Raw genomic sequence first — 22,164 nt, forward strand, 5'->3', positions numbered from 1 at the left:
GGTTGCTGCAAATGGGAAAAAGAAGATGGTCCTCGCTTTGTATGACGGCCATGATGAGTCTGTCGCTTGTGATGGCGGGCTGCAACAGCAAGAGTGAGGGAACGCCGGCAAGCGCGTCGCCGGAAGCACCCGGCAAAGAGGCGAAGCAGGAGCTGCCGCCTTATGTCATCGACTGGTACATCATAGGGACGTCGCCGCAGCCGGACAATGCGCTCGTCGAGGCGGAGATCAACAAAATCGTGCTGCCGCAGATCAATGCGACGGTGAAGATGCATATCATTCCTTTCGGCGACTACGATTCCAAGATGACCGCTCTGCTGGCCACGGGGGAAAAGGTCGACCTGATGTTCACCTCCAACGGGAATATGAACTACAGCGCCCTGATCGCCAAGGGAGGATTGGTCGATCTGACCGACAAGCTTGACAAGCTGGCTCCGGACGCCAAGAAGCTGTTGTCGGAGGGCTTCCTCCAGGCCAGCGCTATCAAGGGGAAAACTTATACGCTGGCTGCCTACAAGGAGAAGGGGTCATGGCTTGGCTTTATCGCCAACAAGACGCTGATGGAAAAATACAGTATCGACATAACTAAAATCAACAGTCTGGAAGAGATGGAGCCCGCGCTCAAAATCATCAAGGACAATGAGCCGACGATCACGCCGCTGCTTGCGTCCGGAGGCGCCAAAATTCCATTTGTCGTCAATCGACATCTCTGGAATGCCTCACCGGTTCAGTCCATTGTGCTGAAGAAGGATGGAAGCGCTTATACGCTGGTGCCGGATGAGCCGGAATATGTCGCAAGCTTGAAGACGCTGCACCGGTTTTTTCAGGCGGGTTATCTGAGGAAGGATTCGGCCGTCCTGAAGATTACGAATGACGATAGAGTCAAGAGCGCCTTTTCATTTTCACAGCTCAAGCCTTATGTGGATGTCCAGGTTTCGAACTCTTACGGGGCGCCGTTCATCTATCATCATTTCGGCAAGCCGATTACGACTACGAATGATCTGGTCGGCTCCATGATGGGCATTCCGACTACCTCCAAAGACCCGGATCGTGTATTAATGTTCTATAACATGATGTACAAGGATGAGAAGCTGATTAATCTGGTCGGCCGCGGAATCGAGGGCAAGCATTACGTGAAGAAAAGCGACAAGAGAATCGAGTTTGCACCGGATACGGACAACGGCAAAAAATCCGGCTACAATCCGGGTACAACCTGGGCCTACGGGAATCAATATTTGACTTATTTGATGCCCGGCGAGCCGGACGATATTTGGGAGCAGTTCAAGAAATTCAACAGCGAATCCGAGGTTGTGCCCAATCTGGGCTTTAACTTTGACAGCTCCAACCTTAAGACGGAAGTCGCGGCGATCAAAAACGCCGAGAACGAGTTCCGTCCGACTTTGGAGACCGGCTCCGTCAATCCCGACGAATATTTGCCTAAATTCAAAGAGAAGCTGAAAGCGGCAGGAATTGACAAGGTGCTTCAAGAAATCAATAAGCAGTATGCCGAGTGGAGAGCGGAGAATAAAAAGTAACGCTTGGTATGTCGGTCAGAAGGGGGCTTGTTGTCCAGGTGACGGCGGGTCCCCGGGCTGAGCGGGAGTAGAGCCGGAGGGAGACGAGAGGCGATGTTGAGATGGGTGCCGGAAAAACATTATTTTTCCAGTTTGCTGATTTATTTCTCCGCGCTCGTGTCGCTGGTTATTCTGGCTGTTTCCTACATTCTCTACGTGCAGTTCATGGAAATCGAGAAAAGGAACATCTACGCCTACTCCGAGGAGTCGTTGTCGCAGATTAGTACGACGGCTGACAATATGCTGGAAAACGCCAAGATGGCTATCTCTCAGATTTTGCTGGATAAGGAAATTACACGTGTGTTCTATCAAACGGAAACGGACCCGCTGGAATTGAAGCGAATAGGGGACCGGATCAACCTGATCGGCTCGATGCCGTTTCTACATTCCGTCTATCTGTACAACAGCAAGCTGGATCTGTTCTATACGAACCAGCAGGCGCTGATCAACAGTGCCGGCTTCCAGGATCAAGGGATCGTGGAGCTGCTTAAAGACTTCGATCCCTCCCGGAATTTGAAGCCGATCACGCGTGTCATCAAAAACTCGACGGTTTTCGCCAATATGGATTATAACGTATACACCTTTATTTATACCGAATCGATGGGGCCCGGCAGCAACAACTCCATCATACTGAACATTACCGACACCTGGATGATCAACGCCATCTCCGCCATGGACAAAAGCCGTGAAGGCGGGATCTTTATTATGGATTCGGGCGGCGTGCTGGTCAGCAGTATTTACAAGGATCAGATCCTCAGCAATGTATCCAGACAAGAGTTCGCCCAGCAGATTTTGCAGTCGGGGGACAGCTCGGGACATTTCATCGGCGATGTGGATGGAACCCGTTCTTTGGTCACCTATGCTTCGTCCGATGCCCTGGGGTGGAAGTTCGTGCGGTACACGCCATACGAGGATGCGATGAAGGAGATCAACCGGATACGTTCAAGAACGATACTGATTGCGTTGGCTGTGCTTCTGGCGGGTCTTGCGCTTGCCTACGTCACCTCCCGCAGATTGAACCGGCCAGTGGAGCATATGACCAGGAAGCTGCTGCAGCAAAGCGATGCGATCCGAGAGCATTCGTACAAAGCGAAGCAAACGTTTTTGCGCCAGCTTATGATGACGGAAAGCGCTTCATTCCCGAAGGGCACCCCCAAGAAGCTGGCTGAGTTTGGCTGCAAGCTCGATGCAGAGGAACCGGTTCGGCTGCTGCTCTTGAAGCTGGATCGCTTTAAGGAGTTTGCCCGTCAGTACAACTCGCAGGACCAAGGACTGCTGCGATTCGGCATGATGAACATTGCGGCGGAAGTGATGGCGCGGCATACGGGATGCGAAACGGTAGACGCTGCGGACGATCATATTGTGATCCTGTTCAGGGATGGCGGGGACGCTGACCTTGAAGCTTGGGCAAGGGAGATTCAATTGAACATCCGCCAGCATCTGAAGCTGTCGGTGACGGCCGTATTCAGCCCGGCGGGTACGCGGCTATCGGAGCTTGGAGAGCTGTACAGAGCCTCTCGGGAGGCGGCGTCCTACAGAGTATTTACAGGCTGGGAAGCAGTGCTGTTTGCGGAAGAAACAGCCAAGCTGGAAACGGTTTCTTACCGTTACCCGCTCCAGAAGGAAGAGCAGATGACGGATGCCCTTATGCTGGGACGGATGGAGGAAGCCAGGAGCTTGTGCCTGTCTATTCTCGGCTCGACGGAAGGCTGCTCGTACCGGCACCTCCACTTGACCATGTTTCGTCTGTTTTTCGCCATCAATATGGTCGCGGATACGCTGGAGAAGGCATCCAGCTTCGGCTTTGAGGTTCGTTTCCATGAGTTGTTCGCCGAGTTGTCCGAGCTGGAGAGGCTGGAGGATATGAAGGAGAAGTTCATGACACTTTTCCGGCATATGGAGACTCGAATGGGCGAGAAGAAAAATGCCAAATACGATGAGCTGATGCGCCGGATAGCCGTCATTATAGACAGCCAATTTATGAAAGAAGACCTGTGTCTGGACAGCATCGCGGAGGTGCTGAACATGTCGCCGGTTTATCTCGGCCGCCTGATCAAGAAGTATACGTCCAAGTCGGTGACCGATTATATCAATGAGGTGCGGATCGAGAAGGCGGAGGCCATGCTGCGCGAAACGGATAAACGGATAGCGGCGATTGCGGAAGAGACGGGGTTTACGAGCAACAGCTATTTTGGCCGGGTGTTCAAGAAATACAAGGGCATCTCGCCCAATGAATACAGAGCGAATGCCAGACATTCCACGCAAGAGACGGAGGAAGAGGAATGAATCCTGAAAGACTTATTTATACGTATGTCAGCATGGCATCGTATTACCAAACCTCATGGGGGAACGGGACGCCCGTTGAAGGAGTGGAACGGACGGCTGCAACGGCTCATAAATATAACATTCCCGTTACCTGGATCGTCAACAGCGGATCTATCCGGGTGCTGGGCGAACGGATTCGCCAGTGGCATGAAGAATACGGCGACGATGTGATTCTGAAATGTCCAAATTATTACAGGGACGCCGGGCGTTCCAGGGAAAAGCTGAAGGAGCTGCTCCAGCAGGAATGGGAGGTCCTTCAAGCCGCTTTTCCTTGGGCGCGGACGAAGGTCGCGGGAAGCGGTGTAACGGACGGGGAGGTCGTCGGCGTATTGGAGGAAGCGGGCTTCCAAGGCATGTGGGGGTACTGCTGGGAGCAGGTCTGGTGGGATGGCATTACAAACAAAGGAGTTCCATGGGGCTTCTGGTACGCGGACGGCGAACGGTATAAGGTGCCAAAGTCCAGCGGAGGCAAGCTGGTAGCCTGCGAATGGACGGCGCGTGACCTGCATCAGACGTATCACACGGCAAGTCCCGTTATTTATTCGTCGGATCCGAACGATGTGCTGCGGGCCGGCTTGTGCGCAGGCGACAATATCGAATATTGGAAGAAGCTGTTCGGAGATTACCTGAATAATACGGAGGCCAACGAGCAGGTTTATTTCCTTCAGCATCAGGAAGCCCATGAGATGGAAGTCAGCGAAGCTTATGCCGTGTGGCCGATGGCGGATATTTTGGCGACCGACAGCATGCAGGATTTATTTTTTCAGCATATCACGGAGTATCCGATCACGATCACGACATTGCCGCAAGCGGTGAGCATGTATCATGAACGGAATCGGGAAACGGCGCCTGTCTATATGCTGACCGAGGATACTTCGGTCCGACCGGCTGTCAACGAGTATACGATGACCTTGGGCGGAATTGGCCTGGGACCTTGGCCGCAGACGTTTTTCTACTATGACAAGGAATGTCAGCTGGCCTTTGTCAAAGGGGAAAATAAGCCTCGCATGCTCCGGAGCTATGTGGGGCAATGGGACATGAATGATGACTTCTCGGAAGCGGTGCCGCCTGTATTCGTGACGAAGTATGAAAGAACGGAAGATACGATCGAGATCGTGTATGAGCTCGGCCATTGGAAGCCCATTCCGTTCGGATTGGCTTATTGGGGTGCGCTGGATGACTTTGAAATTGCCAATGCCGACGGGGCCGTATCGGCCAAGATCGTTGAGGACCAGCTGGCGTTTTTCCGCCTGAATCTGACTGGAGACAAAATGAACGTCGCCGTTACTCTGAAGAGGAAAAATACGGCTTGATTTCGTCCTTTACGCAGCTTGCTCCGCTGAGCTATAGTTGGTTTCGTAAGGCTTGCCCTGAACGGGGCATGTCCAGTCTGAGATGGAAGAGGACAGAACGCGATGAACGGATTAACGATATTAAACGAGCTGTCCGAACAGATTGCCGTTCGCATCCGGTCCTGTCACGAGGAATACCACCCGGGCGGCTGGAGCGAAAGCAAGGTTCATGCCGACTATGACCTCTGGTATCTATTGTCGGGAGAAGTCAAGATTCATACGAATGAGACGGATCACACGGCTAAAGCAGGGGATGCGGTTTTTTTCTATCCCCATATGCCATATGTCGCTTCAACCGGAAGCGAAGGCTGCCGATTTATTTTTATCCACTTCGATTTCGTGATGGGGGAGCAGCTGAATATTTTGAATGAATACCGGCTGACGGGTGTCGTTCCCGGGCGCTTGATCGCCGAGGAGGGCTTGTTGTTCCGGCTTGCGTTCGAATCGTTCAAACTGCGCAAAGATTTATCGGCGATGCGCCTAAAGGGCGGTCTCCTGACGCTGCTTGCGCAAATTCTCCATTGTTACGGCGACCAGAGCTATAGCGGCTCCTTCGAGCGGGCCCCGGCGGCCGGCTCTGTCTCTCGTCTGTCGGCCCTGCAGCCTGTGTTCAGCTATATTCATCAGAATGTACACCGGACGGTGCGCATTCATGAGATAGCCGAGGCGGCGGGGATGTCGGAGAAGTATTTTATCGCCTTCTTCAAGCAGGCGCTGGGCATCACGCCGGGCCAATACATGTACCACCTGAAAATGAACAAAGCGAGAGACCTCATCTACAAGCGCGAGTATTCGGTCAAGCAAATTGCCGATCAGCTCGGCTATCCGGACGCCTTCAGCTTCTCCAAGGCGTTCAAAAAGTTTTATAAAGTGTCCCCTTCCAAATTTATATGAGGACTCGGGTGGGAACGCGCATGAATCGTACTATTTGACATGTTTCCGGTACTGCTTCCTATTCTAAAAATTTTTCACCATGGTAGGATGATGTTATCCAAGCACAAGGAGGCATTATCCATGAAGGAACCGAATATTGAGCGCCCGAAGGTTGTGGTTATTGGCGCAGGCAGCTTGTTTTTTGGGCGACAGGCGATCTGGCAGATGGTCCAGTCCCCGTATTTGAACAAGGGCACCTTGTCTTTTGTCGATACGGACGAGCAGCGTCTGGAGAAGATGGTTACGCTTGCCAGGATGGTGGCCGAAGCCAATCACGTCGAGCTTCGCGTCGAGGGCTCCGCGAACAGGAGGGATGTGCTCCCGGGGGCCGACTTCGTCATCTTAAGCTTCGCCAAAGATACGGTGAAGTATCGGGGGATCGACTGCGCCGTATCCGAGAAGTACGGCATCCGGATGTGCTCGGGCGATACGATCGGGCCTGGCGGCATTTTCCGGGCGATGCGCGAGTTTCCCGTCATTCTGGAATGCGCCAAGGACATAGAAGAGCTGTGCTCCGACGCCTGGGTCATTAATTATATCAACCCTTCGGCTGTCCACGGGATCGGGATGAAGCGCTATGCGCCGAGCCTGAAAAGCTTCGCGCTCTGCGACAGCCAGCATCTGCCGCATATTAAGCAAAGGTATGCGGTCCGCGCCGGCATTGTGGCAGCGCCCGAGGAGCTGACCGAGGAGCTGTCGCGCAGGTTCGATTTCCGCATCGCGGGCGTCAATCATTTTACTTGGCTGCTTAAGGCCGACTATGACGGGAAGGACATGTCCGAGCGGATCGCGGAATCCATGCGGGCTGATGCCCGCGCTGAGAAGGAGACGCTGGGCGGAGACACCGGCGCGAAGGCGATCTTCAATCATGCGATCAGCTATGAGCTGTATTCGGCGTTCGGCCGCATTCCGACTTGTACGGGACATACGAAGGAATACGTTCGCTTCTGGCAGGGGCTGGGCACAGGCGCCGAGGGTATCCCGCCTCTGTCCATCTGGGAAACCGAAGAGCGGTACAAGCGCCACGAGCAGATGTGGGAGCAGGTTGACGATTTTATTAGCGGCCGTCTGCCGATCGAAAGCTATATGGACTCCTTCGCGCCCGATCACGCGACCGATATTATCGAGAATATGGTCGGCAATCTGGGCAAGCCCTTCTACATCAATACGTTCAATGAGGGCGCTGTCTCCAATATGAACCGGGACGCCTTCCTCGAGCTGTGCTGCGACACGAGTCTGGAAGGAGTCAAGCCTTATCCGGTCGGCGACATGCCCCGAGGCATCCGAGGGATGTGCGAGCTGATCCTGGATACCCATGAGCTGACGGCCGAGGCGATCGCCGAGCGCAGCTTTGCGAAGCTCCGGAGAGCGATGCTGACAGACCCGCTCGTGAACTCTATCGGAGACGCGGACCGGATTATCAAGGAGCTGCTGGAGCAGGAACGTGACGCGCTGCCGGCTTGGTGGTATGAATGACCGAAATATAACCTGAGGAAACCCTCATCCGGCTGAACAAACCGACCGGCTGTGCATGGACAGACAAGTCCGCGTACAGCCGGTCGGTTTTTCTCTATGCCTTCAAACTGCGGAAGAAACGAGGCTTCAGCTCTGTCGAATTCATCCTGGAGTAAGTTAGGCATTAACGGAGCATCGTATCCCACCAACTAGTAAAAATAGCCGTACGATCAGTCAAATTAGCAGCATGAATGCGGTTTCATGTCCCGGTATAATTTGGTTGTCTGCACCTATACGGCAGAAGAAGGAGGATATGTGAGTGAGCAGTAAGCAGCATTCCATTAGAACAAGGATTTTTTCGATCGTGATGTCCGCTATGCTGATCGCCGGATTGTTTCCGGCCTACGGACTGCAGGCGGTGTCTGCGGCTGCGACGGATACGATCTACGCGGCCGCCTACATGGGGGCGAAGACAACGACAGGCACTACTTTGCCCGGCAGCCTTGCGATTGAAGGGCAAAATACGCCCGTGACCTGGCATATTGGCGAGGACACCTTTGCCGTGCCTTACGAGACGGTGACGGTCACCGGTACGGCAGGCGGCGCACAGGTCGCAGCGAGTGTGGAGGTGATTCCGCCGGCAAGCAACCCGCTCGTTTACTTTGTAGACAGCGGCCGGGGCGGAGATTCCGTAGGCAATGGCCCCACTCCCTCTCCGCTGTATGAAGCAGTCAAGGGGTTAACCGGCGCCAAACTCCTAAACCAGCTTCCCGATCAGAAGTATGTCAGCGGAACGACCGCCTGGGGGCTGGACGATTCCGTCCAAAAGGTGAAAAACTCCAAGGATGGGGGACATACGAACCCCGCTACCGACCCGTCCCTCTGGGTTGTTGGGCTTCGCTCGGCGAACGACCACATCGTGTATAAATTGAAGGCGCTCCCTGCCGGAACCTATACGCTTAGCAGCGGATTCCACGACTGGTACGGCAACCGCTCCCGGGTGATCCGGCCCGCGCTCGAGTATCAGGATGCGAGCGGCGGCAAAAAGACGATTCTGCTTGATCAGTTCAATACGAATGCAACCAAGTCAATTTCCAGCGAATTCACCATTCCTGCCGACATTGACGCAAGCGTGCCTATGACCTTGACCTATGGCTACGTCTCCGGCGAAAAACCGATTCTCAGCTGGTTCGCCATCGCCGAAGGCGGAATCAAAGGCATGATCGAAAGCGCCCGGCACGCCGCAGCATCCACCGTCAAGATCATGCTGGACGGCAACGACATCAAGCCGGACAATGTCAACGGCCTGACGTTCAAGGGCTTTGGCGTATTAAGCGCCAACAGCACCAGCGCGCTGCTGATGGATTACAAGTCTGAGCATCCCGAGGCTTATGCGGATATGCTGCGGATATTATTCGGCGGCGAGCATCCGATTATGACGCATGTCAAAATCGAGATGGGCAATGACCGGAATAACTCGACAGGCCCGGACCCGGCCACGATGCGTACGGCCGATGAAGCGGCCAATGTCAAGCGCCATCCCGGCTTTCAGCTGGCAGCCGACGCCAAGGCCGTGAACCCTGATCTCAAGGTGAGCATACTGCGCTGGAGCGCGCCGGCCTGGGCGAACAGCAACGACAACATTTACACATGGTATAAAAATACGATTTTGGCCGCTTACCGCGAATACGGGTTTATGGTCGATTACGTGAATCCCCATATTAACGAGCATTCGGCCGATCTGGCTTGGACCAAGCAGTATGCCGAGCGGGTGAGAGGGGATAACGCGGGCTTTAACAGCCCGGAAGAGCAGGCGCTGTACAATCGCATCGAGATTGTCATCTCCGATGAAGTCGGGATCGGCTCCTTCGGCGGCAGTATGGTGAGCGACGCCTCCCTGCGGAGTGCCGTGTCGGTCGCCGGCTACCATTATAATACCGACGACGACAGCGCGGGCAACTTCAAAAAGCTCGCGGAGCAATACGATATCGAGATTTGGAACAGCGAGGCGCAGGCGACCTTCAGCAACTCGTCCTTCCGCCCGAACAACAACATGAAGGACCCTAGCGTGGCGGGCACCGGCCTGGGCGGCACGGGCAGCGCGCTGGAAATGGGCAACACCATTATCAAGGGATTTGTCAATTCCCGCCGGACGCATTTTGTATACCAGCCGGCCATCGGCTCCTTCTATGAAGGCGGACAATATTCCTTCAAGGAACTGCTCAGCGCGCGCGACCCGTGGTCGGGCTGGATTCATTATGACGCAGGTCTTGTTGTTCTGCGGCACTTCAACTGGTTTGCGAAAACCGGCTGGGAGAACGATACGAATACCGCGGGAATCTGGAGGGCGGTCCCCAAGGCCAGCTTCACCGGCGCCTCAGGCACGAATCCGGTCAGCGGCCGCAACGGCACGCCCAGCTACATAACGCTTGCGGCTCCCGACAAAAGCGATTTTTCCACCGTGATCGTCAACGACAGCGAATATGAACGCATTTACAAGCTGCAGACGGTCAATATGGGCTATACGGGCAACCCTGCTCTGGAAGTATGGGAAACCCGCGCGGCTGATGCCGGAAAAGCGTTCAACAGCAATCATATGAACTATCTTGGCAATGCTGCCGCAGACGGCGGCGGCGTGTACACGGTTCGCGTCAAACCGTATTCGGTCGTCACCGTTACGACGCTCGACAAGCATGATAAAACGGAATACAACACGAAGCTGCCCGTAGAGGGCGAGCGCACCGTGCTGGACACCGATGCGTCCGGGGCGGTTCGGAGGACGGATGACAAGATCCTGTATGCCGATGATTTTGACTATACGGGCCAAACGGTTCCGGTGATCGGGGCAGGCGGCCGGATTACGGGCAGCGAAAGCTACATCGACTCCCGTGGCGGCTCCAAAAGCGTGATCCCGCGGTATACGCATGACCGCAACGGGGCGTTCGAGGCGTATTTGCCGGACGGGTCCGCTAACTATGTTCTGCGCCAGCAGCTGGACAAAGCGATTATGGGGCTTGGCGGCACCTGGAACGGCGGCGATCCGGTCACGGCGATCGGGGATTACCGGTGGACGAACTACAAGGCGAGCGTCGATGTTTCGTTCGAAAACAACAGCACCCAAAACGGCGCCAATTACGCGGCGATCGGCGCCAGATACCAGGGAGGCGGCAGCTCCCATACAATCAGCGGCACGCCGTATGTGCTGAAATACTGGCTCGACGGCGGCTGGCAGCTGCTGGTCAATAACAGCGCGGTAGCCGGCGGCAATGTCGTGAGCGGCGACGGCGGCGTGACCATCGACGGGTTTAACGCAGCGTATGACGCCTGGCATAATCTGGCCATTCAGGTGGCGGGCAGCGTAGTAACCGCTTATTTGGACGGCGTGAAGCTGGCCTCCTACACCGATCCGAATCCCAAGCTGTCCGGGCGGGTCGATCTGGCCAGCGGGTATTATCACGTCCGCTTCGACAATCTGCGGGTTGAGACAGTGGACGGCTACACGCCTTACTACTCCGAGCATCTGGACAATCTGGAGATGCATGATCTGGCATCCGCTCCTGGCCCCAAGTTGATATACAGCGGTCCATGGAGCCATCGGAACGGCGAAGGGATGTATATTTACCAGCGCTCCCTATCCGTCAGCCAAGGAGCCGGCGCAGCCCTGACCTACACGTTTACGGGCACCGGGCTTGATATTCTCGGTCCGAACGACGGCTCCGCGAAGCTGGAGGTGACAGTGGATGGGGAAGTCGTCAGCGGGTCCGCGGGCACGACAAATTCCAAGGAATTGTATCAAACCTATGCGCTTCGCGGTCTTGATTATGGCGAGCATACCGTTCAGCTCAAGGTCGTAAGCGGCACGCTGACGGTGGACTCCGTAGCGGTAGTTTCCGGCGAAGTCCAAGGCACGCCGGATATCGCGGCTCTTCAGGCGGCGGCCACGGTAGCCCAAGCCATCAGCCGTCAGGCCGAATTCAAGGAAAGCGACTGGCTGCTCTTCGAGGCTTCCCGGCATGCGGCTCAGGCAGCGTTGAGCGATCCTGCCGCCTACCGGCTGGATCAGGAGGGAGCCGATCAGCTCGCGGCGCGGTTGACTTCCGCCCAAGACCAGCTGTTTACGGGCGATATTCGGGAGCTTGCTTCGCCTCTTTATGCAGCCGCTTATGTCGGGAAGCGTCCGAATCTTCCCGAGAAGGTGCTGGCGACACGGGCGGATGGCACAACGCAGGAAGTGGCCGTCACTTGGAAGCTGGACGGCGTCAGCTTCGACAATGCCTATGAAACGGTAGCGGTGACCGGAACATACGGAAGCCTGCAAACGGTCGGTTATGTGGAAGTGGTGCCGGAAGACATTCGTTATTTCGTGGATCTTAACGCCACGGCGACGGGATTGACAACCGGGCATACGTCCTCCACGACGCTCGGCTATGATTCGCCTGCTTATGGCGCAGTCGCAGCGCTTGCCGCTGCAGCCGGCAAGCCGCTGCTCAACGGCGCTCCGGATCAGGTGTACGACGCCGCCAAGGGAACCGGCTGGGGACATGCCGGCTATAACGCCGCCGGCTCGCCGTCCGTTACTTACAAAGGCATTGTGAGCGGACCTTACAGCAAGCAAAGCACGACGGGCATTTATACGGCGAATCAAAACGGCGCGTCCGTCACGTATGCGTTCGATAATTTGCCTGCCGGGGAGTACACGCTGACGCTTGGCACTTACAGCTGGTGGCCTTCCTCCGCACGGACTGAAGAAGTGTACCTGGAGTATGACGACAGCAGCAAGCTTGTCGACACCATTACGCTAAACAGCAGCTCGTTTGACGTAGTCCGGGGCTATACGTTCACCAAAGCGGGAACGGGATCGTTGAAGCTTAAGCTCGCAGGCGCGCAGAGCAACCAGTCGCCGCTGCTGTCCTTTGTCGGAGTGGCGCCGGTACGAAGCGCTGCCGTTGACAAAACGGCCCTGCAGGCGCTGTATGACCAGCACAAGAGCAAGGAGAACGACAACTACACCGATGCCAGCTGGGGCAGCTTCCAGACCGCTCTCGCGGATGCGCTGAATGTGCTCGGGAAAGCGGATGCGACACAGGATGAGGTCAGTAGCTCGCTGCAGGCTTTAAACCAGGCGGTTGCAGGTCTTGTGCGAAACACGGACACAAGCCGCACGGCCGACCTGTACGCCACTTATGCGGGCACAGTGCCGCAGCTGCCGCTGCGGATTCGGCTTGTCGACGGCGGGCCGGAGTATGAAGTAAACGCATGGATGATCGACGGGAATCATGCGATGACTGCGGCAAACTTTGACACAGCTTATGAGACGGTTACCGTGGTCGGCAGCTATACGGATGGCGGCGAGAAGCAGTTCTCCGTACAGGTGGAGGTTGTGCCGCAGAACCTCAAATACTTTATCGACGGCGGCGCAGCGAACCCTTATGTCTATAACGCCGTTCGGAAGCTGACGGGCAACGCCTTGCTGAACGATTCGGCCAATCAGGCGTACAGTTCCGAGTCCGGCTGGGGCTATATCGCGCTCAGCAGCAGCGGAGCGGTCAAGCCGATTATCAACAAGTCCGCCCAGCCCGACATGGACAAAAATGCTACGGGCATCATGATCGACGGCGGCGATCCGCTGTCCACGCTATCGTATCGGCTCGATGGGCTGGAAGGCGGGAAAACGTACCGGTTTACATCGTATCACCGTCTGTGGTGGGGCAATGAAATGCCGATCAAAATCGCGGTGACCTATGCGCTGAACGGCGAAACGGTTACCCGGGTTGTGAACCGTCTCCATCTGGATCATGCCGGACACTCCAAGCAGGTCGCCTACAGCGTGAATCTGCCGGAGGGCGCATCCGATGTGCGGTATGTTCTGACCAACGCAGGCTCCTATACATCCGGTCCGGGCGCAGGCAAAACGAACAAAAATGCCGCCATCAGCTGGCTGGCCGTCGAGGAGCTGAACGGTCCGGTCGAACCGGTAACCTACGACTCCATAGGCGGTGTGGCCGGGGAAAATACCGACGTATGGATGGATACGAACGGAACGCCGATCCAGGCCCATGGCGGTCAGGTCAGTTGGGTCGAGCACATTGCCTGGAACGGCAATGTCCCGTCTTATACAGCGTCTCCGGCTGAGGGCGACGGCGCATGGCTGTGGGTCGGCGAAGACAAGACCTACGGCGGACGGCCGATCGGCGGCATTCACACCTATGTGTCCAAAGATTTGTACAACTGGGTGGATATGGGGGTAGCGCTGTATCCTCACCGCGTATTCCCGATGGAAAAAACGCCCGACGGGCAAGGCGTTCAGACGAGCGCTGACCAGCTTGCGGCGCTTAAGGCCCGGGCCATGGGCACGGCAGGCACGGGAGTAAACGAGTTTGGTCAACCGCTCACGCAGTTCGATATCGATTATGCCCGTAATTTCCTGCAGGCTTATGTAGACCGAAGCGCGCATCCCGACTACAGCCGGGGGAACGACGCAAGCTTCAACTACGCGGCTGCAAGCTATGATAACGAAAGCCTGGAGCTGGCGTTCCATCGCACTTATGCTTACTACACGATTATGGAGCGTCCGAAAATGCTTTACAACGACAAAACCAAGAAATACGTCATCGCGTATCATGTCGACGGACCGACCGATGCGCGCATCCTGGAGCATTTCGACACGCTGAAAAACAATCCGAAGGCCGATACCGGCATCAGCCGCTACAGCCGTGCGCAGATGGGCTTTGCCGTATCGGATACGCCATTCGGTCCGTTCAAGCTCGTCAACGCCCAGAAAATGAACTATATCGAGGGCTATTACGACAGCAACAAGGGCATGGCGCGCGATATGACCGTGTTCAAGGATGACGACGGCAAGGCATATGCGATCTACTCCAGCGAAGAGAATAAATATACGTACATTTCGCTGCTGAACGATTCGTATACGGCGCCTGCCCAAGACGGAACCGAGGGGCTGGGCGAGACCTTTACCGCCCGCGTATTTACGGACGCGAGCCGAGAGGCTCCGGCGGTATTCAAGTATAACGGCTACTATTACTTTATTACATCCGGCACCACCGGCTGGGACCCGAATCCGTCCATTGCGTACCGGGCCAATCATATTTTCGGCAATACGGCGGACGGCGGCCAAACGTTCACGCCTTATACGAAGCTGGGCAATCCGTTCCCGAACGACAGCTCGAATACGTCTTACCGTACGCAGTCGACGGCGGTTATCCCTTATGATCCCGAGAACGGCCTGTTCATCTATATGGGCGACCGCTGGATTCAAAAGGCGCTGGACACTTCCGGTTACGTATGGCTTCCGCTGCAGCTTTCGGCGGGCGGAACCAAGATTGAAGGTCAGACTTTGAGCGACTGGACCCTGGATGTGATGGATAAGTTCGCCCCTCTGGAGGTGCTGACGACCAGCGATAAAGCGTTCAAGCTGGGCGAGGCTCTGAAACTGCCGGATACGCTGGACTTGAAGCGCGGCAAGGCGACCTACCCGAATGTGCCTGTCACCTGGAATCCCGCCAGCCTGGAGGCGGCAAGCTTGACACTCGGAGCGGCGACGGTACAAGGGACGCTTGGAGGAGATCCGGCTCTCTCAGGCACTTCGATTTCATTCGAGGTGAATGTGCTGCCGAATCAGGTGTATTACTTTGCGGACAGCGGCAATACCGACAGCTCCAGCATGTTCGCGGCACTGCGCGCGGACAGCGCGTCGAATCCGAAGCTGGCCGAGCTGCAGGCGGTGCCCGATCAGGTGTATGCCGACGGACTGACCTGGGGCTACACGAATTCTGTGGCGGTACCTGGCACGCGGGCGAATGCAAGCGACCCTTATAACTCTCACCGCCGTGCGGAAGGCTCGGCCAAGGATTCGGTCGATTACGCCTTCGAGCTTCCGGCCGGCGAGTACGACATCTATGTCGGGTTCTATGATCCATGGGGCTATACCCGCAAAGCGAATATTGCCGTTAGCATGAATGGCAAGTCCCTGGCCAGCCTGAGCGGCCATGAATACAAGCAAGCGAAAAGCATCGCGATGCTGGAAGGCGTTCAAGTGGATGAGGCCGGCAAAGTATTGATTCAGACCGGACCTGGCACAGCAGGTTCGAACACGGCCGTTATGGTCAGCTTCATCATCATTACAGGCAAGGAGCATGCCGATACGACAAAGCCGGTCATTACGCTCCTTGGCGGCGAGGCTGTCGATCTACCGATCGGCGCTGCTTATTCGGACGCAGGAGCAACGGCCAGAGATGACCGGGATGGAGACATCACGAACCGGATTGTGACGACGTACAGCTGGAATGGCGTGTCCGTACCGGGGGTCAGCACCGTCACAGAGGCGACCTACAAGGTCCATTACAATGTCAGCGATGCGGCAGGCAATGCCGCAGCGGAAGTTACAAGATCGGTAACCGTATCGGCGGGGCCGGATGTGACGAGACCGGTTCTTACGCTGCTCGGCGAGCCGGTTGTCAATCTCGCCATCGGTGCGAGCTATGTCGATGCGGGAGTAACGGCATTCGATGATCGCGACGGAGATCTGACAAGCCGTACCGTCACGAGCATTACCTATAACGGCATGCCGGCGCCGGCGATCAGCACAGTGACGGCAGCCACTTATATGATCCATTACAACGTTAGCGATACGGCAGGCAATGCCGCACTGGAAATCACGAGAACCGTCCACGTATCCGAAGCTGCAGCCGTAGACAACGTCAAGCCGGTCATCACGCTGCTGGGGAGCGCCGCTGTCAGAGTGGAGGCAGGCAAACGCTACACGGATGCGGGTGCCGTGGCCATGGATGACCGGGACGGCGATATCACGGGCCGGATCGTAACGACCATCACACGGGGCGGAAGCCTGGTGACGGCAGTGAATACCGCATTACCGGGTATCTACACCTATCATTACAATGTCAGCGATGCGGCAGGCAACACCGCAGCGGAGGTCACAAGAGAGGTAATCGTCTACGAGAGGGATGACGATGATTCGATTTCGACGCCTCCGGCTGGAACGCCGTCGCCGACAGCTCCTGTTGTACCGGTGACGCCGGAAGTTCCGGCGACGACCCAGGTGCTGGGCGCGGAAGACTTTAAAACAGCCGTTGGCGGCACAGTTACTGTTCAAATGGCAGCCGATAAAGACACCGTGCTGCTTCCAGGCGATATGTTGTCCCTTATCGGAGACAACAGCCTTCGCTTGACGCAAGCCAATATGTCGATCGAATTCCCTCAGGAAACGCTAAGGCAGATCCTGGAATCGGTTGACGGCGCGCAGGCCGAAGGGGCGCAGATTCAGTTCTCGGCAGCCATCGCACCGAAGGACGAAGCGGCCAAGATGATCCGCGGCGCTGCGGTCGGCGGTTCGGTTCGGCTGGCGGCTGCAAGCGATATGTATGTGTTTAACTTGCAGGTCATCGCAGCGGACGGAACATCGGTTCCGGTAACCGCTTTTGACGAACCTTTGACGGTTACGTTCAAAGTCGATCCGAACGCCAACCCTGATTTGTTGGGCGTCTACTACATCGGAGCGGACGGAGCCCTTGAATTCAGGGGCGGAACGCTGGCAGGCGGCATGATGAGCGCCAAGCTCAGTCATTTCTCCTCATATGCCGTCTTGGAATATGACCGCACATTTGCCGATGTAGACGCAACTTCGTGGGCTTATGACGTCATTAGGAAAATGGCGGCCAAGCATATTGTGGAAGGCGTCGACGCGGCCAGCTTTAACCCGCAAGGCCATGTGACGCGGGCGCAATTCGCGGCCATGCTTGCCCGTGCTTTGGGGTTAACCGCAGCCGACGTTCATAGCTTTAAGGATGTTGACGCTGGAGCATGGTATGCGGAGGCGGTTGCGAAAGTCAGCAAGGCGGGAATCGTGCTTGGGCGCACGGCGGATACTTTCGCGCCTGACGATGCGATTACCCGTGAAGAAATGGCTGTCATGACCGTGCGTGCTTACGAATACTTGTCCGGCAAAAAAGCAGCCGCAACGAATCCGGGCACGTTTGCCGATCAAGGCCGGATTGGGGCATGGGCGCAGGGAGCTGTCAGCGTCGCTCAAGGCTTGGGCTTAATCAGCGGACGCGGCGAGAATCTGTTCGCGCCGCAAGAGCTGATGACCCGTGCGGAAGGCGCGCAGGTGATCTCCAATCTGCTGGATTGACCGGTAAACTATGCTCGAGGTACAGGAAAAACGCCCCGCAAGGGGCGTTTTTGCTATGCGTTAATACCAGGTCGAAGACCTGATCGGGAAGATGGAAGCAGGGGTAAGCAAGGAGTAGATCGAAGAGGCATCCCTCCCCACATATCAAAAGGTTGGGCCAGCACGCAGAGATTTTAGAGATTTGCCCAGCATGAGCGTCATCTCCAGGCTGAAAGCCTCAAACGGAGACCTGCGAACGCCGGCCGCAGCCAATGACGTCAGTCAAAGCCCGCCGCGCGCTGCCGGTAATCGTTCGGCGTCACGCCGTTTGTCTTCTTGAACACTTTAAAGAAATACGGGCTGTTGGCAAAACCGACCTGTTCGGCGATGTCGTTGATCGAAGCGTTGGTTGTAGCCAGCAGCTCTTTGGCTTTATCGATACGCACCTCCAGGATATAGTCCGGAATGGATTTGGCCGTCAGCTTCTTGAACAGCCGCCCCAAATAGGCCGGGGACATGGCCACCGCCTCGGCCAGACTGGCGAGCGACAGATTCGGGTCCATGTATTGCTCGTGGATCAGGGCCGTGATGTTCACGGTCAGTTCGTCATACCTGGTCTTCTTCCGGTCCTCCGGAGTGGACACCATCTGTTCGTATAGCTGGAACAGGCGATGCTCAATTTCCTCCAAGGTTTCGAGCTGATTGACAGTAGCTATGAAGGGGCTGTTTTTGGCGTCGGTAATCGGAGTGCCGTTTCTTTTCAACGTCTCCAGGCATTTGCTGAATGTAAAGGCGAGATGCGTAAGGGTCAACTGGATCGTCGGGTAGTTGTTGGTGGCAACCGCCTGCCCGATGATATCCGCATATCGCTGCTTGGCTTCTTCCATTTTTCCGGACAATAGCTCCTCTGAAAATGCTTGTCCTTTCTGGAAAGGATATACAAAATCGCCGGAAGTGTCCTCGCCCAGCGTTTCGACATCGATCATGCTCTTATGCCCATACACGATGCGGTGCAGGGAGGCATGCTCGGCTTCGCGGTACACTTCGGACAAGCCGTCCTTCCAATAGAAACGTGCCGAAATAACGGTCGTCAGCGAGAGGCGGACATAGGTTTGCACGGAGCTCTGAATATGCCGGATGAGCTCATGGAGTCGCAGGTCTTCGGCGGCCCGGTCCGTATTATCGATGTTCAATACGAGCACCACTTGATCATTTTCCATGTCAACGGCCTCGTGAATGTACCCGTGCCGGCTGCATAGCTCGGAAGCCACATTCATCAATGAAAATTTGAACAGCTTGCGGTCTGAAAAGGAATACTCCGAACAGAAGGCGGCATACCGGTCGATCTGCAGAAGCAGCAGCACGAAGGGCCGCTCTGTCCGCAGGCCGATGCGAAGCGAATCGAACAGCTTGGGCAAGCTGTCCGCTCTCCCGTCGGAATCCCGAAGCAAGTTTCGCAGAAATTGCTGTTTATCGTTATGAAACCGGTCTCTTTTCTCCGCTTCAAGCTCCTTCAAGCTTGTTAATGCGGTATGTATCGGCTTGTATAATCGGCGGGACAGCACATAGGAAACCGCCAGGCCGACGGCAAGGATGACGATTCCGATGAGTAGCGTCAGCTCCCGCATCCGGTCAATCTTGGCCGTTATCCGGTCGTAAGGAATCGTTCGGATAAACGTCCAGTCCAGCGACTCGTGCTTCACATAGATCACGAGCGACTTGACCTCATCCACGTCGTCCACGAAATAGCCGGACGCTTCCCGGGATTGCCGAATCCGGTTCACGTAAGACTGATCCGAAACATCGGTAAACATCGGTGTCTGCTGATTGCTGATAATCATTCGCCCGTTCGCATCCACGATGAACGTATTGCTGGGTGCTCCTGCATCCAGAGCCTGAATCGTATTGTGCATCCACGTGTCGGATACATTCAGGATGACTACGCTGTCCAGCTTCTCGCTGTTGCCGGGAAGATCATGGAACAAGTACGTGTACACGCTGACCAGCTTCGTTTCACCGTTGGCGGCCCGTTCGGGAATGAGCCTTGGAATAGGGCTGAACTCCTTGAAGCTGCGGAAATTACTGAGCAGCCATACCGCTTCTTTATCGATGAAGGTCGACTTGCTTTGGATCGTTTGTTCGATGACCGGCGAGGTGACATAGAACGTTTCCGATTTATCGTTGTAGATGTAGATAGAATGTATGAACGGTGTAATGTACCGGTAAGTATTCAAGCTGTCCAGCGCATTATTTGTCTCCACCGGCTCTCTGAACGTATAGTACAGCAGCTTGGCGATGATGGGGTCGGAATAGACGAGAAGAGCCAGTGTCTGTGCCGATTCTGTCATGAACTGAACGCTGTAGCTGGCCTGGGACAGGCTCGTTTTCTCCGAATTGTTGATGTGGTAGGAAATAACCTTGGCAAAATTCATATATAAGATCAAAGATACGGCAAACAGGGTAACAACGATCGAGATGACCAGCGTTAGAAGCAGATTTGAGTAAAAACGGTTTGTAGGCGCACGATCCCGCGGCATGTCAGGTACCTCCGTTGTTCCCATGTGCAACTATTATAAGCACGGAGACTTCCACATACAATCTTTTTTTTGCCTTTTGTAGCAATCTTATAGTCGTGTACGAAATTTGCAGTAGCAAAATCGCCGAAAAAAAGAGCGGCTGTCCCGAATTTACAGTTTCTGAAGCGGCAATGAAACGGCTACAATGAAATAAAATATGGCAATAGGAGGGCAGATGGATGAGACAAATGAGGCGTTCCCGCTTTGCCGCTGCGCTGCTCGGCAGCATGCTTGCCGCCGCTTCCTTAACAGGCTGCACAACAGGCGACGGCGGGCAAGAAACGGCAAGCCCTTCTCCGGGGGAAAATGTGAGCACCGCCGAGAAGCCGACGGGACGGCCGGAGAAGGAGGTTGAACTGACCATGTACCTGCTCGGAGATCCGCCAAGAGATCTGCAGCAGGTGATGACCGAGCTGAACAAAAAGCTGAAAAGGGATATCAACGCCACGCTCAAAATCAACTATATTTCCTGGGGGGATCAGAACACGAAATATTCGCTTCTGCTTGCAGCCGGGGAGAAATTCGATTTGATTTATACATCGAGCTGGGCCTTTTTTCAGCAGGAAGCGCCCAAAGGGGCGTTCTTGGCACTTAATGAGCTGCTGCCCGTCTATGCGCCTAGGACGCTGAAGGAGACGCCGGAGGCGGCATGGGAGCAAGCGAAATTCAACGGAAACGTGTATATGATTCCGCAAACCTATGATGCGCCAGTCGGACAAGGGCTTCTGATCCGCGAGGATCTGAGGAAGAAATACAACGTTCCCCCGGTCCGGACGCTGGACGATTTGGGCGTGTTTCTTGAAGCGGTCAAGAAGCATGAGCCGGATATGTTTCCGTACAACATCGGCGGCAGCGATAAAAACAACATCATTTTGTGGGCCTTTAAGGAGAGCAAGGAGAATTGGCAGGGCATTGGCGGCACGGGGACGGTCCACCTGTTTTATGATAACGACCATCCGGACAAGCTCCTGACCTTGTATGAGCTGCCCGACTATCCCAAATTTGCGGAACGGATGAGGGACTGGGCGTCCAAAGGCTATTGGTCGAGGAGCGTCTTGTCCAACCAGATGAGCGCCAAGGATTCGTTCATTAACGGCAAAAGCGTTGTCGCTCATATCAACCTGCTGAGCACCAATGAAGAATACAAAAAAGTGATGGATAAGCACCCGGATTGGGAGCTCGACTGGATGATATACGGAGGCCTCGACAAGCCGCTGCCAAGAACGGCTTACATCACGGACGGAATGGCTATTAACGCGAGGGCGGCTAATCCGGAAAGAGCGCTTATGCTGCTGGAGCTGCTGCGGACCAACCGCGAGTATTATGATTTGACGATGTACGGCATCAAAGGCAAGCATTATGATCTCACGGCAGACGGCAAGCTGACGCTTCCCGCGGGCGTCAGTCCTTCGGATAACGGGTTTGCTCCGGAGGCGATGGGCGGCTGGGGCTGGAGAGTCGACAGGTTCGTCAGGGAGCCGGCGAAATCCTGGTACAAGTATTTGGATTTGAAGCAGGAGCTGCAGGATAACTTGTACGACGCCAAGCTTGCCAATTTTGTTGTGGACGTCTCCTCGTTCAAGACGGAGCTGGCTGCGGTCCAGGGCGTCGTGAAGCAGTACGGGGAGCCGGTTAACTTCGGGCTGGTCGATCCGCAGACGGCGATCCCGGTGCTCCGGCAGAAGCTGAAGGAGGCGGGGATGGAGAAAATTCGCGAGGAAGTAACCAAGCAGGTGAAGCAATTTTTAACGGCAGGCAAGTGAGGAAGAAACAGAATGAGAGTGGAGCCTTGCTCCTGAAGA

The 22,164-nt window shown here is 55.5% G+C and carries 8 protein-coding genes; 7 read left to right on the forward strand and 1 reads right to left on the reverse strand.

The window, feature by feature from the left end; genetic code table 11:
• The first annotated feature begins 11 nt into the window (after positions 1–11).
• From BLR08_RS11450 to BLR08_RS11475, 6 genes are all read left to right on the forward strand, one after another.
• Positions 12–1,535, forward strand: coding sequence for an ABC transporter substrate-binding protein (locus tag BLR08_RS11450; protein ID WP_072329378.1), 1,524 nt, complete (start codon positions 12–14; stop codon positions 1,533–1,535).
• 93 nt (positions 1,536–1,628) lie between these two features.
• Positions 1,629–3,860: a helix-turn-helix domain-containing protein gene (locus tag BLR08_RS11455; protein ID WP_072329377.1), complete on the forward strand. Its 2,232-nt coding sequence runs from the start codon at positions 1,629–1,631 to the stop codon at positions 3,858–3,860.
• Complete coding sequence (locus tag BLR08_RS11460) at positions 3,857–5,212, forward strand: hypothetical protein (protein ID WP_072329376.1); 1,356 nt, start codon at positions 3,857–3,859, stop codon at positions 5,210–5,212. The genes BLR08_RS11455 and BLR08_RS11460 overlap by 4 nt, the downstream gene beginning before the upstream one ends.
• 102 nt (positions 5,213–5,314) lie before the next feature.
• Complete coding sequence (locus tag BLR08_RS11465) at positions 5,315–6,145, forward strand: helix-turn-helix domain-containing protein (RefSeq protein WP_072329375.1); 831 nt, start codon at positions 5,315–5,317, stop codon at positions 6,143–6,145.
• A gap of 120 nt (positions 6,146–6,265) precedes the next feature.
• Positions 6,266–7,660, forward strand: a complete 1,395-nt coding sequence (locus BLR08_RS11470; RefSeq protein WP_072329374.1) for a family 4 glycosyl hydrolase — start codon at positions 6,266–6,268, stop codon at positions 7,658–7,660.
• Between the two features lie 298 nt (positions 7,661–7,958).
• Positions 7,959–17,807, forward strand: coding sequence for an immunoglobulin-like domain-containing protein (locus BLR08_RS11475; RefSeq protein WP_083536934.1), 9,849 nt, complete (start codon positions 7,959–7,961; stop codon positions 17,805–17,807).
• Between the two features lie 257 nt (positions 17,808–18,064).
• Here the strand turns inward: BLR08_RS11475 and BLR08_RS11480 are convergent, their stop codons facing one another.
• Positions 18,065–20,323, reverse strand: a complete 2,259-nt coding sequence (locus BLR08_RS11480) for a helix-turn-helix domain-containing protein (RefSeq protein ID WP_072329373.1) — start codon at positions 20,321–20,323, stop codon at positions 18,065–18,067.
• Between the two features lie 218 nt (positions 20,324–20,541).
• Here BLR08_RS11480 and BLR08_RS11485 point away from each other — a divergent pair, with 218 nt between their 5' ends.
• Positions 20,542–22,125 (forward strand): extracellular solute-binding protein, encoded by a 1,584-nt coding sequence (locus BLR08_RS11485; RefSeq protein ID WP_072329372.1) that lies wholly within the window; start codon positions 20,542–20,544, stop codon positions 22,123–22,125.
• The last annotated feature ends 39 nt before the right edge of the window (positions 22,126–22,164 follow it).

It is taken from the genome of Paenibacillus sp. cl123, from assembly GCF_900101595.1.
Taxonomy (GTDB): domain Bacteria; phylum Bacillota; class Bacilli; order Paenibacillales; family NBRC-103111; genus Paenibacillus_G.

Bases quoted from the DNA above. Each gene is read 5' to 3' on its own strand.
- BLR08_RS11450 (WP_072329378.1), top strand. From the start codon at position 12: ATGGGAAAAAGAAGATGGTCCTCGCTTTGTATGACGGCCATGATGAGT.
- BLR08_RS11455 (WP_072329377.1), top strand. From the start codon at position 1,629: ATGTTGAGATGGGTGCCGGAAAAACATTATTTTTCCAGTTTGCTGATT.
- BLR08_RS11460 (WP_072329376.1), top strand. From the start codon at position 3,857: ATGAATCCTGAAAGACTTATTTATACGTATGTCAGCATGGCATCGTAT.
- BLR08_RS11465 (WP_072329375.1), top strand. From the start codon at position 5,315: ATGAACGGATTAACGATATTAAACGAGCTGTCCGAACAGATTGCCGTT.
- BLR08_RS11470 (WP_072329374.1), top strand. From the start codon at position 6,266: ATGAAGGAACCGAATATTGAGCGCCCGAAGGTTGTGGTTATTGGCGCA.
- BLR08_RS11480 (WP_072329373.1), bottom strand. From the start codon at position 20,323: ATGCCGCGGGATCGTGCGCCTACAAACCGTTTTTACTCAAATCTGCTT.
- BLR08_RS11485 (WP_072329372.1), top strand. From the start codon at position 20,542: ATGAGACAAATGAGGCGTTCCCGCTTTGCCGCTGCGCTGCTCGGCAGC.